The 13,928-nt window shown below is 43.1% G+C and carries 11 protein-coding genes and 1 pseudogene; all 12 read left to right on the top strand.

What is annotated here, in order from left to right:
* The first annotated feature begins 193 nt into the window (after positions 1-193).
* The 12 genes and pseudogenes from dfrF (at position 194) to H8S80_RS34305 (ending at position 13,922) form a co-directional block, all read left to right on the top strand.
* Positions 194-689 (top strand): annotated as a pseudogene (gene dfrF / locus H8S80_RS16115) (trimethoprim-resistant dihydrofolate reductase DfrF).
* 104 nt (positions 690-793) lie between these two features.
* Positions 794-1,450 (top strand): hypothetical protein, encoded by a 657-nt coding sequence (locus H8S80_RS16110; RefSeq protein WP_002303420.1) that lies wholly within the window; start codon positions 794-796, stop codon positions 1,448-1,450.
* 181 nt (positions 1,451-1,631) lie between these two features.
* Complete coding sequence (locus H8S80_RS16105; RefSeq protein WP_002303421.1) at positions 1,632-2,162, top strand: dihydrofolate reductase family protein; 531 nt, start codon at positions 1,632-1,634, stop codon at positions 2,160-2,162.
* 545 nt (positions 2,163-2,707) lie between these two features.
* Positions 2,708-2,950 carry a DUF3781 domain-containing protein gene (locus tag H8S80_RS16100; RefSeq protein ID WP_002303262.1) on the top strand — a complete coding sequence of 81 codons (243 nt, stop codon included), beginning with the start codon at positions 2,708-2,710 and terminating at the stop codon, positions 2,948-2,950.
* A complete protein-coding gene (locus H8S80_RS16095) occupies positions 2,947-3,417 on the top strand; it encodes a GyrI-like domain-containing protein (protein WP_002303261.1) in 471 nt (156 codons plus the stop codon). The genes H8S80_RS16100 and H8S80_RS16095 overlap by 4 nt, the downstream gene beginning before the upstream one ends.
* 127 nt (positions 3,418-3,544) lie before the next feature.
* Entirely contained in the window at positions 3,545-4,759 is a 1,215-nt protein-coding gene (locus tag H8S80_RS16090) for an XRE family transcriptional regulator (protein WP_002303260.1), read from the top strand.
* A 988-nt stretch (positions 4,760-5,747) separates the two neighbouring features.
* Complete coding sequence (locus tag H8S80_RS16085) at positions 5,748-5,957, top strand: hypothetical protein (protein ID WP_002303258.1); 210 nt, start codon at positions 5,748-5,750, stop codon at positions 5,955-5,957.
* Between the two features lie 111 nt (positions 5,958-6,068).
* Entirely contained in the window at positions 6,069-7,682 is a 1,614-nt protein-coding gene (locus H8S80_RS16080) for a recombinase family protein (RefSeq protein WP_002303255.1), read from the top strand.
* Between the two features lie 100 nt (positions 7,683-7,782).
* Positions 7,783-8,310, top strand: a complete 528-nt coding sequence (locus H8S80_RS16075) for a hypothetical protein (RefSeq protein WP_117633296.1) — start codon at positions 7,783-7,785, stop codon at positions 8,308-8,310.
* 340 nt (positions 8,311-8,650) lie between these two features.
* Complete coding sequence (locus H8S80_RS16070) at positions 8,651-9,940, top strand: MFS transporter (RefSeq protein WP_117633297.1); 1,290 nt, start codon at positions 8,651-8,653, stop codon at positions 9,938-9,940.
* A 153-nt stretch (positions 9,941-10,093) separates the two neighbouring features.
* Positions 10,094-10,909 (top strand): ClpP family protease, encoded by an 816-nt coding sequence (locus H8S80_RS16065; protein WP_002603925.1) that lies wholly within the window; start codon positions 10,094-10,096, stop codon positions 10,907-10,909.
* Between the two features lie 61 nt (positions 10,910-10,970).
* Complete coding sequence (locus H8S80_RS34305) at positions 10,971-13,922, top strand: FtsK/SpoIIIE family DNA translocase (protein WP_117620630.1); 2,952 nt, start codon at positions 10,971-10,973, stop codon at positions 13,920-13,922.
* The last annotated feature ends 6 nt before the right edge of the window (positions 13,923-13,928 follow it).

Below are 13,928 nucleotides of genomic sequence, written 5' to 3'. Positions count from 1 at the left end.
AAACATAGGCTGATAAGTAACTTTTCAAAAGCAGAAAAGAAATGGCAATGCTTATAACAATATGATATAATGCAGATGAAGACAAAAAAGGAATTTGTCGAGCTGGTTAGTTCGAGATAATTTTGAGTTTGTTAAGATGTGGTGCACTTGATGGAATCACAGGTACGACATCATATTATGGAGGATGAAATAGATGATAGGTTTGATTGTTGCGAGGTCAAAGAATAATGTTATAGGCAAGAATGGTAATATACCATGGAAAATAAAGGGAGAACAAAAGCAATTTAGAGAGTTAACAACGGGTAATGTGGTTATTATGGGGCGAAAGTCTTATGAAGAAATCGGTCATCCGTTGCCTAATAGAATGAATATTGTTGTTTCCACCACAACAGAGTATCAAGGAGATAATTTAGTTTCAGTTAAATCATTAGAAGATGCATTATTATTGGCTAAAGGACGAGATGTATACATATCTGGTGGATATGGACTATTTAAGGAAGCTTTGCAAATAGTAGATAAAATGTATATCACAGAAGTAGATTTAAATATTGAAGATGGAGATACATTCTTTCCAGAATTTGATATCAATGATTTTGAAGTTTTGATAGGGGAAACACTTGGTGAGGAAGTGAAATATACGAGAACATTTTATGTAAGGAAAAAATGAATTGAGTAAATTTTGGATTTAGGGTGTTTTCATAAATATATTGCTTTTTATGCATATATAAATTGTTGTAAGACAAATTCCAGTTTGTATGGGGCGATAAAATCAGAATTTGAGAGAGGATTGAATATGAATAAGGAATGGTCTGAACTTAATAAAACAATGCAGGCACAAATAAAAAAGAAAGATACTTATAAGAGGGGTATTGATACTTTACTTACTTTACGAAGTCAGTTAATACAAACCTTAGTATCTTTCAAAGAAGAATTATGCAGAGAAGATTTTAACTCAATCCCCTTCATAAACGCTGATGGTTATCATAGTAAGACGATTGCTTATTCTATTTGGCATATTTTCCGCATTGAAGATATAGTTGTGCATACAGTGATAAATGAAGATGAACAAGTATTTTTTGCAGGCAATTATCAAGAGCGTATCAATTCACCTATCATTACAACAGGAAATGAACTCATGAAACAGCAGATTGCAGACTTTTCAAAACAGCTTAATCTGGAAGAATTATATTTATATATTTTCGAAGTATGGGAAAGCACTGAGAAAATGCTTGAACGGTTATCTTATGATGAATTGAAAAGAAAAATACCGAAAGAAAGAAAAGGATACTTAGAATCGTTGAATGTAGTAAACGACAATGAAAAAGCAATTTGGCTGATTGATTATTGGTGTAATAAAGATATTTGTGGACTAATTCAAATGCCGTTTTCAAGACATTGGATTATGCACACAGAAGCCTGTTTGCGTATAAAGAACAAGATACATTCATAGGCAAAAATTTCAGTTTGTAGAACTAAGGAAATTGGAATTTAAGGAGGAATAAAGTATGGTTAGTGATTTTATAAGAGCAGCATTTCCATGGATTTTAATGGGTTTATTTGTAGCAATCAGTTGTTCCCTTATGAGTAAAAAAGAGAAATAAATTCCTGTTTGTATTTATAAAAGAGAAAAAATGAGAAAAGTAGTTTTATTTATTGCCATGAGCCTTGACGGATATATTGCGGACGGTAATGGTGGAGTAGCTTGGCTAAATGGTCATGGAAATGACAATGAAAACATCGACACTTATACAGAATTTACCAAAGATATAGATACTGTCTTAATGGGGTGGAATACTTCTCATCAGGTTGTTACTGAACTTTCTCCGCAAGAATGGGTATATAATAAATTTACAACTTATGTATTAACACATAAAGAGTGCAATTCTTCCCAACAAATTCATTTTACAAGTGAAAATCCTGTTTTATTATTGGAACGGCTAAAACAAGAAGCAGGAAAGGATATTTGGATTTGTGGCGGAGCAAATCTTGTTCAGCAGTTGGTAAGCAAAAATATGATTGATAAATATTACATTTCTGTTATTCCTACTCTGTTAGGAAATGGGGTTCGTCTTTTGGGCAACATAGACAGGGAAATAAAGTTAAGGCTTTGTAAAACACAGACTTATAACGGAATAACCGATTTGATTTATATGCGTAGATAACTAGAGAGAAACAGAAAAGCTGTTAAACCGACGGAGCGATCCGACCACGTTGGCGGGAAAATCCTTAAGATTTTTCCGCCATGCTTGCAAGGGGGCGGTTCGCTTCGGCGGTTCGGCGAGCTTGCGAGCCGTTCAAAGCCCCCGTTATCTAACAAGGGGGGCACAAAAAACAAGAAACACTATACACTAACAAGCGGAAAACGCTGTATTTATAAGGCAAAACCCCATTTTTACAGTAGTGATATAAATTGTACCTATATCACTATGAAAATTGAATAGTAAATATGAGAAAGACAGTTGATTTCAAAAAATAAGAAATTGATTGTCGTTTTCTTTTGCAGAAATTTAAGTGCAGGCAATTATGGTAGTTGTCGTAATTGCTGTCAGCTCAGTGTTTATCACTGATGGTGTGAAAGATTTACGGTTGGAGATGTTCAATAAGATTATTGGTGCTTAATTATTTTTATTGTAGTGCTGATATGAGAATGTTATAATTGGGGTATAAAACATACAAATAAATTTGCTGAAAAATGAGGTATCAAAATATGGAAAATGAATTACTGGAAAACTTAGGAAGACTTCACACAACTGAACTTGGCGTTATTAGAATTAAAAAGAACTTATCTTTGAATGTAGAAAATGTAATTGAATGGTGCAAAGAAAAAATTAGCCTTTCTAATGCGGAAATCACAAGAAAAGGAAAAAACTGGTATATAACGATTGATAATTGTATTATAACGGTAAATGCGTACAGTTATACCGTTATCACTGCTCACAAGGTAAAATGATAAATTTTTCTATAAAGGAATTAAACGCATTTGCAGTTATTGGGCAGGAAGTAGAACTGACTAATTATCAAAAAAAGAATATTCAGATTAGTACACAGTTTTGGAGAAAGTTTAACAGTAGTTTGAAAAAAGCGTATCTTTCACAATCAGGAAATTGGGTAAAATATGCTTTTATGGAAAGAAGAAATGGAAAACTTTATTATTTCTGTTCTATTCCCCAAAGAACCATTACCCCAGAGGGCTTTCTGTATAAAGAAATACCGTCTTATAAATATTTGGTTGTGGAGCATATTGGTGCTATGGATAAAATATATGAAACTTATGGCAAGATTTATGAAGAAATTATTCCTAGTACATCGTATATTCCTATAAAAGATATTATCCTACACTTTGAAAAATACGATTATCGTTTTCATTGGAATAGTGATAATTCAGTTATTGAAATTTGGATACCTATTCAAGATTAGAAGCAATTTTATATCCATACACACAAAGCAGTTAGTCTTAGGATTGACTGCTTTTTCTATACAGATTTTTAATGACAGGCAATTATCAATTATGGTAGTTGCCTTTTTTGATTGGAGGAATTGAAGAATGAATGATAAAAACTTTATTGAAGAACTAAGACAAAAGCGTGAGGAATACGGAGTAACACAAACAAGGCTTGCTGTTGCCTGTGGTATCAGCCGTGAATATTACAACCGCATTGAAAAAGGAAAACAGCCATTGAATGACGAATTAAGAGAAATCATAGAAAAACAGATTGAGCGTTTCAATCCGCAAGAACCACTATTCTTATTGATTGATTACTTTCGTGTCCGCTTTCCTACTACGGACGCATTGGCGATTATCCGTGATGTATTACAACTGAAATCTAATTACATGCTTTATGAAGATTATGGAAAATACGGATATGAAAGCAAATATGTACTTGGCGACATCAATATCATGTGTTCCATGCAGGAGCATTTAGGTGTTTTATTGGAACTGAAAGGCAAAGGCTGTCGGCAAATGGAATGTTATCTGCTGGCACAGGAACGCTCATGGTATGACTTCATGCTGGATTGTATGACGGCTGGTGGTGTGATGAAACGGCTTGATTTGGCTATCAATGATAAAGCAGGAATATTGGATATTCCAAAGTTAAAGGAAAAATACAAGGCTGGCGAATGTATGTCCTACTTCCGTATGCAGAAAGATTACAGCGGTACAGAAAAATGCGGTAGCGATTTACCAAAGAATACAGGAGAAACCTTATATCTCGGTTCAACAAGTAGCGAATTATATATGTGTGCTTATCAGAAAAATTATGAGCAGTATGTCAAGAATGGCACAGAAATTGAAGATACGGAGATTAAGAACCGTTTTGAAATACGCATGAAGAACGAACGAGCCTATTATGCGGTTGTAGATTTACTGACCTATCGGGACGCTGAACGCACCGCTTTTTCTATCATCAATCATTATGTCCGCTTTGTTGACAGAGAGGACGACAAGCCAAAAAGTCAATGGATAACAAATGATGATTGGGCATGGTTTGTAGGGGAAAACAGAGAGCCGATACGCTTAACCACAAAGCCAGAGCCTTACACTTTACAAAAAGCGTTGCATTGGCTACAAAGACAAGTCGCACCAACCATAAAAATGGTACAGGCATTAGACAGAGAAAATCGTACAACGATACTGAAAGATATGATTGAGCAGGCAGAACTAAAAGACAAGCATAAACATTTATTACAATTAGAGAAATCAACCATAGAAGAACGTATAGATACCGCTGTTCCACAAGAGAATGACGGTATTTTTTAATGTAATTGAAAAATTTCAGATTTAGTCAGCAAAGAGCTGTTTTCATTCCCTATGTGAAGTGAAAGAAGAAAAATAAATTTTTTATTAAATCTGCAACAAAATGGCTACTTGCGTACAGATATGGTGCGAGAAAAGGAAATCTAAACTTTTTTTGAAAATAGGTCATTAAATCGGGGCTTGCTGTCCCTATATGAAGTGAAAGAAGAAAAAAGTTTTGAAAAAATGACGGAAATTCGTGATTAGTGGACAGTCTTCTGTGAAAAGAGGAAAAACATCATCATTTTGTATTCAAACAGGCATTAGCAGTTGAGTGTTGATGTGAAAAGATGAAAATACTTTGTTCTCAACTTAACAATTTAAGGTTTCCGTTCCCTATATGGTGCAAAGAAAATATTTCATTCTATTGTTGGCAGTAACGGTATGGTTTGGGTAGTTAGGGTGTGAAAAGGAAAATATTCTTTTTTCATCATCAACTTAGCAAAATGACATTTTCTATCCCTATATGGTGCATGAAAAGAAGTTAAAATTTTTCCATTTAAACTTAGCAAATGGACGTTTGCTGTACAGATAGTAGTGAAAAAGGAGAAAATCAACCGTTGATTGCCAAAATGAACCGTTCCATTTGTACTAATAATGGAAAAAGTTTTGGATTTTGGTTACGTTTCTCCTCTTTTCCAACGCGATATATAGGAAAGACGATTTTTTTCTTTCAATCGTTCTTTGACAACTGAATAAAGCTATTCAATACGTTTGACAGACAGCTAGCCGTTGAAACAAATACGCCACGACCTTTCCCCTGCAAGAGCGAGCGAAAACCTATTTGTGTTCTTGTAAAAGATTTGTCCTCTTTTATCGCCATGACCTGTACTGTCAGATAATGATACTCCCGTACAGCCACAGCTTGAGCATTAAGAGCGTCGCACGCAATGGGTACGGCTACATAAGAACTATGCAGAGGTGGAACTCCTGTGGGCTATGACAAAAGCCGTTGAATTGCTTAGAAAGATTTTACAGAAAGGGGGTATGTGTTATTGATAATGCTGTAAAAACAATTCAAAAGAAAAATGGCAAGTGTGGCATTGGCAACAGAGGAAAGACAAAGATTGTAGTAAAAGAGCATTTTTCCGAAAAGGGCAAAACAATGGAAGAACTTCTAACTGATGTCATGCTGGAAAAAGCAAAGCAGACAATCGCATAAAATCGGTGCAGTTGTAAGAAATAGATTGAATGACAAAAAGTACCCGTGTTATACTTTACTTGCAAGCAGGTATTGTAAACACGGGTTAGTTATAAAGGAGGATAACTGACAATGAAACAACAGATTTACAATACTGCACTTTATCTTAGGTTAAGCCGAGATGATGAATTACAGGGCGAAAGTTCCAGCATTACCACACAGAGAAGTATGTTGCGTTTATATGCAAAAGAACATCATTTGAATGTCATTGATGAATATATTGATGACGGCTGGTCGGGAACAAATTTTGACAGACCGAGTTTTCAAAGAATGATTGAGGATATAGAGGCAGGAAAAATCAACTGTGTTGTAACGAAAGACCTTTCCCGTCTTGGCAGAAATTATATTATGACAGGACAATATACAGAATTGTATTTCCCTAGTCATAATGTCCGCTACATAGCGATTGATGACGGTGTAGACAGCGAAAAAGGCGAAAGTGAGATTGCACCATTTAAGAACATCATCAATGAATGGGTGGCAAGAGATACAAGCCGTAAAGTCAAATCAGCATTTAAGACAAAGTTTGCGGAGGGGGCTCATTACGGTGCTTATGCTCCGTTAGGATATAAGAAACACCCTGACATCAAAGGAAAACTGTTGGTTGATGATGAAACAAAATGGATTATTGAAAAAATCTTTTCCCTAGCCTATCAAGGTTACGGAAGTGCAAAAATCACAAAGCAGTTAAGAGCAGAAAAAGTTCCGACAGCGTCATGGCTAAATTTTACAAGATACGGTACTTTTGCACATATCTTTGAGGGAAAACCCGAAAGTAAGCGTTATGAGTGGACGATTGCTCATGTCAAGGCGATATTGAAAAGTGAGGTTTATATCGGAAACAGTGTTCACAATATGCAGTCTACGGTATCGTTCAAGAGCAAAAAGAAAGTGCGTAAGCCCGAAAGTGAATGGTTTCGAGTAGAAAACACTCACGAGCCGATTATTGACAAGGAAGTGTTCTATCGTGTGCAGGAGCAGATAAAATCAAGACGCAGACAGACAAAGGAAAAGGCAACGCCGATTTTTGCAGGGCTTGTCAAGTGTGCGGATTGTGGTTGGTCTATGAGATTTGGAACGAATAAGACAAATAAAACGCCTTACAGTTATTATGCTTGCAGTTACTACGGGCAGTTTGGCAAAGGTAATTGTTCTATGCACTACATTCGTTATGATGTGCTGTATCAAGCCGTATTGGAACGCTTGCAGTATTGGGCTAAGGCAGTACAGCAGGACGAAGAAAAGGTATTGAACAAGATACAGAAAGCTGGCAATGCAGAGAGAATACGGGAAAAGAAGAAAAAGGCAAGTACATTGAAGAAAGCCGAGAACAGACAAAATGAGATTGACCGTTTATTTGCGAAAATGTATGAAGATAGAGCCTGTGAGAAGATAACAGAGCGAAATTTTGTGATGTTGTCCAGCAAGTACCAAAAAGAACAGATAGAACTGGAACAGCAGATAACAAGCCTAAGAGAAGAACTAAGTAAAATGGAACAGGATATGATAGGTGCTGAAAAGTGGATTGAGTTAATCAAGGAATATTCCGTACCAAAGGAACTGACAGCACCATTATTAAATGCCATGATAGAAAAAATCCTCATACATGAAGCAACAACGAATGAGGATAACGAAAGAATACAGGAAATTGAGATATATTACCGATTTATTGGAAGAGTTGAGTAATCAACAAGAGTAATATTTTTAACTAAGGGAAACCGGTAAGAATCAGCCGGATATTGAGACGCTGGAATCCATTGCCGCGGTATTTGACACGGATATTCTGATGGTCTTATACGGACGATCCAGACTGGAGGAAAGCGGGGAGGAGAAGGGGGCACAGAGAAAGCGCTGTGTGAGAAACTGTCTGATGTGGGGAGCCATAGCCCTCGCTGGGCTTGTGGTTCACCTGATGGTCAAAGATAAAATTATGGACTGGTATTACCGGTTCTGCTACACGGTCCCGGTTTATTTATTTGCGCTGCTTGTGAGACCCTTATGTGTTTTTGCTTCGGCTGTGGCATTTATGAACGGGCTCTGCCTCATCGGAGATATCCGGATCAGGCAGAACTGGATCAGGAGAACGGTTTTAGGGGGGGCCATGGCCTTCCTTTTCCTGTATCTGGCGGCAGCGTTTCTGTGTCTGGTACCCGTGGTGCAGAATCTGGTACCCGCATTTCTGCCTGACCCGGGAGCTGTGTCTGGGTGGATCCGCCGCCCGCCCTTTGTTTTTTCATTTATTGTTCGGCTCGTAACGGCGCCTGCGCTGTTTTTACTTCCCGGGATCGGAATGTTTCTTGGACTCCGCCGATAAAGACTCGGTTAGAAATATGGGACAGAAGAGAAGGAATGTGGTATACTGACAGCAGGGCAGGCGGCCTGTGGGAGCAGATCTGCCGCGCAGTACGAGTACTCACGGAAACTCCTTGTGCTCAATACCTGAAAGGGAGGGAAAACCATGGCACCAGTGATCAGAATGAATGCAGCGGCTCTGTGCAGAGTTTCATGACAGGCGAATCTGGCACAGAGCGTATAAAAGGAATTGTAAGCGGCAGAAATACCGCTTGATTTTATGAAACAGATGTCGCCTGAGTGGATTCTGCACTTATAAATGGAATGAGTTACTTTTATTTTAATTTATAAGGAGAGAATCTATGAAAGACAGACAATACCGTAACTTTATCATTTTCTGGTTCAGCCAGTCCGTATCACAGCTGGGGAGTTCCATGACTTCCTTTGCCTTAATCATCTGGTCTTACGGCAGAACCGGTTCCGCCACGTCCGTGTCGCTTATGACATTTTGTACATGGCTTCCCAATATTGCGGCCAGCATCGTTGCCGGGCCGGTAATCGACCGTTACCATAAGAAAACGATCATGCTTCTCGCGGACCTCCTTGCGGCGGTCTGCTCTCTGACCGTGGCGGCGCTTGCGGTCTCCGGGAATCTGGTGGTCTGGCACATTTTTATCGTCAATGGAATCACCGGCTTCATGAATGCATTTCAGTTTCCGGCGGAGACGGTGGCGGTGGGGATGCTGGTTCCGAAGGAAAAGTACAGCCAGGCCAGCGGCTTAAATTCCTTTACATCATCCTTACTCACGGTGGTAACCCCGGTGATGGCCGCATCCTTATCCTCATTTGCAGGGTTAAAGGGTGTCATCGTCTTTGATCTGGCGACCTTTTTGTTTGCTTTTTCTGTCCTGCTGTTTCGGATTAAGATACCGGAGAATGCGGGAGGGACGGAGACAGGGAAAAAGAAAGAGAAGATCTCACTTCAGGAATCGTGGAGGGAGGGGCTTCAATTTCTCCGCGGACACAAACAGCTTTGGTATCTGATGATCAGCATGGCGCTTATGAACTTTTTTTCACGGCTGACCTATGAAAATATTCTTTCTCCCATGATTCTGGCGCGGAGCGGCCAGAACCAGATCGCGCTCGGCATTGTCAGCGGGATTCTGGGGATCGGAGGCATGGCGGGCGGTCTGATCGTCTCCTTCGTAAAGCTTCCAAAGGACAGCGTCCGGGTAATCTTTATATCGGGAGGCATCTCCTTTCTGCTGGGCGATTTTCTGATGGGAGCAGGGCAGAATATTCTCGTATGGAGCATTGCCGGCATAGCGGCCAGCATCCCCATTCCTTTTATTATGGCGGGGCAGAATGTGATTCTCTACCGGACGATTCCGCAGAATATGCAGGGGCGCATCTTTGCCGTGCGAAATGCCATCCAGTACTGGACGATTCCGACCGGGATTCTCCTGGGCGGTTTTCTGGCGGACTACGTGTTTGAACCGTTTATGCGCGCGGACGGGGGCATTCAGACGGTTCTTCACCGGCTGACCGGGTATGGAGCCGGCTCCGGGATGGCGGTCATGTTTCTCTGTACCGGCATTCTCGGAAGCTTGAGCTGTTTCTTCTGTTATAAAAAAATGAAAAAGAATGGATAAATGAAGCACAGGAAGAAGAGCGCGGTGATGCGTTCCGCTTCCTGTGCTTCTTTTTGTGCCGGTACAAAGCATAAAATATTGGTTCCTTCCACATCATAAGAAAGCTACCAATATAATGATGCAGAAAATACAGCCATGCAGGAGGAAATCAGAATGAGAGAATATAAAAGAGACAGTGAAACAAACTGCGAAACGGATAACAGAGCAGAAAACCAGAACGGAAATGGCGGATCAGACGAGAAAAATACCTCTTCCGGAGATACGAGAAAAGACCGCCTCGATGAGAAGAAGACGGAAAAGGATATCGAGCAGAAAGAGGACGAAAAGCTGGAAGAGTACGGCCAGATGACCCTGGATGACAATTCCAAAAAGAGGAAAATTCATCTGCTCTCCATCATTGGGGAGGTGGAGGGCCACGAGAACCTGTCGGGAAACAGCAAAACGACGAAATACGATCATATCCTTCCAAAGCTGGCAGAAATCGAGGATGATGATTCTGTGGAAGGCCTCCTGGTGATACTCAATACCTCGGGCGGTGACGTGGACGCCGGTCTGGCAATTGCGGAGATGATCGCTTCCTTAAGTATTCCCACCGTGTCCCTCGTGCTGGGCGGCAGCCATTCCATCGGCGTACCTCTGGCCGTCTGCACGGATTACTCCTTTATCGTGCCGACCGGAACCATGATGGTTCATCCGGTTCGTATGACGGGCATGGTCATCGGTGCATCCCAGACGTATGAATATTTCGAGATGATTCAGGACCGAATCTTAAGCTTCGTCTCGGACCACGCGACGATCGCTTACGACCAGTTAAAGCGCCTGATGTTAAACACGGAGATGCTGACGAGGGACTTGGGAACCGTGCTTGTAGGCGAGGAAACGGTGAAAGAGGGGCTGATCGACGAGGTGGGCGGAATTAAGGACGCTCTCAGAAAATTGTATGAGATGATGGATGAAGTAGAAGGTTAGTCGTTGCAATTCTCCCGATTTTTTTGTATACTGTTACCAATGGATAAAAGGGGGAAGTATTGTGCCTGAGACAACAAAGAAGAAGACAACATCCAAGACGACAGCAAAAAAAGGTACTAACGGGAAGGTCGGAAGACCGAAAAATACGACAAGCAGGCGGAAAGCGGCGGAACCAGAACCAGAATTTATCCGGTCAGAAGTTATCATCATCATATCATTTGCGGCTGCGGCCATTCTTTTTTTGAGCAATTTCCATCTGTGCGGAGTGGTGGGAGATTTCCTTCGCAGTCTGCAATTGGGTATATTCGGAGGAATCGGATACGTGGCGCCGGTCCTGATGTTTGCCGGAACGTGCTTTTATATCTCCAACCGGGGAAATCCCAGAGCAACATTTAAACTGGCGGCGGTGATCCTGGCGCTTATTTCGCTCTGCGGACTCGGCGAGCTCCTGTTTGGGACAAGGCTGGGCGCCGGCGGAAAGATCATGGATATCTACGTGACAGCCGCGGCCAGCGGAAAGGGCGGCGGCCTGATCGGCGGCCTTCTGGCGGAAGGCCTGATCTCCATTATCGGAACCGTGGGCGCTTATCTGGTGATCCTGGTGCTGATTATCATCTCCGCGGTATGCATTACGGAGAAATCCTTTGTGAACCTCGTAAAGAGCGGCAGCGGCAAGGCATACCACCATGCCAAGGAAAACATGGATATTCAGAGAGAGATCCATGCGGAACGCAAGGAGGAACGGCGGAGAATCCGCGAGGAGCAGAAGCTGCGGGGCGTTAATTTAGATGCGACGAAGCTGGAGGCGCCGGACGAGTACGACTATGATATGGAAGACGAGGCCGCATACAGCGCGGAGGCGGAAGAGGACATCGATGTCCACGCAAGGCGGCTTGCCGCAGTGTCTGCCGTGGAAGTGACGGAGAACAGGAAGAATGCGGCTCCGGAGGTACGGCCGAATCCGGCGGATATTTTCCGCGGCAGCATTTTCCCGAAGCCGGGTGAGGCGGAAGCCGCAGCAGAGGAACGAAAGCGCGGCGAAAACATGGGAGCAGCCGGCGCGTTCCAGACGGCTGCTCAGGCAGTGGATGCGGATCTGCCGCACGTCTATTCTGCCAGTGAGGATTCCGTTCCGTTCGATGCCGATGACGCCGTTCCGTTTGTGACGGAAGACCTTTGGGAGAGTACCGCTCACCTGCGTTCAGCAGAAAGTGACGCCGGGGCATTTGACGAGTCTGACGATTACGGAACGTCGGAGACATTGTTTGTTAAAAAAGAAACGAAGACGCTGGAAGAGATGGAGGTCGCCCGGGAAGAGCTGTATCCCACCGACGAGGACGACAAGGGCGTTAATTACAGCGACACCTTCTCCATACCGGAGGAACCGAAACGCGTCGTTACCGCTTCCGGCAAGGTGATCGAGACCGATACGGAAGCGCTTCAGAAGAAGGTCGAAAAAAAGAAGGCCGAGAAGGCCGAGAAAGAGAAAGAGGAAGCAGGAGATCTCAGCGTGGTCCAGGAGATCAAGCAGAAGGAGGAAGTGGTGAAGAAGGAGTACGTCTTCCCGCCTGTCACACTTCTGAAAAAAGGAAAGAGCTCCGGCCCGTTCTCTGATAAGGAATACCGGGAAACCGCTATCAAGCTGCAGCAGACACTGCAGAATTTTGGTGTGGGCGTAACTGTGACCAATATCAGCTGCGGTCCCTCTGTCACGCGGTATGAGCTCCATCCGGAGCAGGGCGTGAAGGTGAGCCGGATCGTGGGACTGGCCGACGACATCAAGCTGAGTCTGGCGGCCGCGGATATCCGTATCGAGGCCCCGATTCCAGGGAAATCGGCGGTCGGCATCGAGGTGCCGAACAAAGAGAACAACATGGTATACTTGAGGGATATTCTGGAGGCGGAGGAGTTTAAGAATCATGCGTCCAGGATTGCCTTTGCAGTGGGCAAGGACATCGGCGGCCAGGTCGTGGTAACCGATATCGGAAAGATGCCCCATTTACTGATCGCAGGCGCTACCGGTTCCGGTAAGTCCGTCTGTATCAACACCCTGATCATGAGTATTATCTATAAGGCGGACCCCGAGGACGTCAAGCTGATCATGGTGGATCCGAAGGTGGTGGAGTTAAGCGTCTACAACGGTATTCCGCACCTCCTTCTCCCTGTGGTCACGGATCCGAAGAAGGCCTCAGGAGCGCTTAACTGGGCGGTGGCCGAGATGGATGACCGCTATAAGAAATTTGCCCAGTATAATGTCCGGGATTTAAAGGGATATAATGCGAAGGTCGAGAATATTAAAGATATAGAGGATGAAAACAAACCGAAGAAGATGCCGCAGATCATCATCATCATCGACGAGCTTGCGGATCTGATGATGGTTGCACCGGGCGAGGTGGAGGATTCCGTCTGCCGTCTGGCCCAGCTTGCGCGAGCCGCGGGGATACATCTGGTAATCGCGACCCAGCGTCCGTCGGTTAACGTCATCACCGGCCTGATCAAGGCCAACGTGCCATCCAGAATCGCATTTGCCGTTTCTTCCGGCGTGGATTCCAGGACGATCATCGACATGAACGGGGCGGAGAAGCTTCTTGGAAAGGGCGATATGCTGTTCTATCCATCCGGCTGTCCGAAGCCTGTGCGTGTGCAGGGCGCCTTTGTATCGGATACGGAGGTCTCTGCTGTCGTGGATTTCCTGACAGAACAGGGAATGACGGCGAATTACAACCCGGAAGTGGAGAATCAGATTGCATCAGCACCGGCGGCCGGCGACGCAAAGGGCGGCGGAAATGACCGGGATGAATATTTCGTTCAGGCAGGTAAATTTATTATTGAAAAGGATAAGGCATCCATCGGAATGCTTCAGAGGATGTTCAAGATTGGATTCAACCGGGCGGCCCGCATTATGGACCAGCTGGCGGAGGCCGGCGTGGTCGGTGAAGAGGAGGGCACGAAGCCCAGAAAAGTGCTGATGAGTGCAGAGGAATTTGAGGAATTGCTGGAACAGGGGTATTAATTACAT

This window comes from Hungatella sp. L36 (genome assembly GCF_014288035.1).
Note: the sequence above shows the minus strand (reverse complement) of the source record. Positions and strands in the feature narration are given on the sequence as shown.

Bases quoted from the DNA above. Each gene is read 5' to 3' on its own strand.
- H8S80_RS16080 (WP_002303255.1), top strand. From the start codon at position 6,069: ATGAAACAACAGATTTACAATACTGCACTTTATCTTAGGTTAAGCCGA.
- H8S80_RS16105 (WP_002303421.1), top strand. From the start codon at position 1,632: ATGAGAAAAGTAGTTTTATTTATTGCCATGAGCCTTGACGGATATATT.
- H8S80_RS16075 (WP_117633296.1), top strand. From the start codon at position 7,783: ATGGTCTTATACGGACGATCCAGACTGGAGGAAAGCGGGGAGGAGAAG.
- H8S80_RS16070 (WP_117633297.1), top strand. From the start codon at position 8,651: ATGAAAGACAGACAATACCGTAACTTTATCATTTTCTGGTTCAGCCAG.
- H8S80_RS16090 (WP_002303260.1), top strand. From the start codon at position 3,545: ATGAATGATAAAAACTTTATTGAAGAACTAAGACAAAAGCGTGAGGAA.
- H8S80_RS16065 (WP_002603925.1), top strand. From the start codon at position 10,094: ATGAGAGAATATAAAAGAGACAGTGAAACAAACTGCGAAACGGATAAC.
- H8S80_RS16100 (WP_002303262.1), top strand. From the start codon at position 2,708: ATGGAAAATGAATTACTGGAAAACTTAGGAAGACTTCACACAACTGAA.
- H8S80_RS16110 (WP_002303420.1), top strand. From the start codon at position 794: ATGAATAAGGAATGGTCTGAACTTAATAAAACAATGCAGGCACAAATA.
- H8S80_RS16095 (WP_002303261.1), top strand. From the start codon at position 2,947: ATGATAAATTTTTCTATAAAGGAATTAAACGCATTTGCAGTTATTGGG.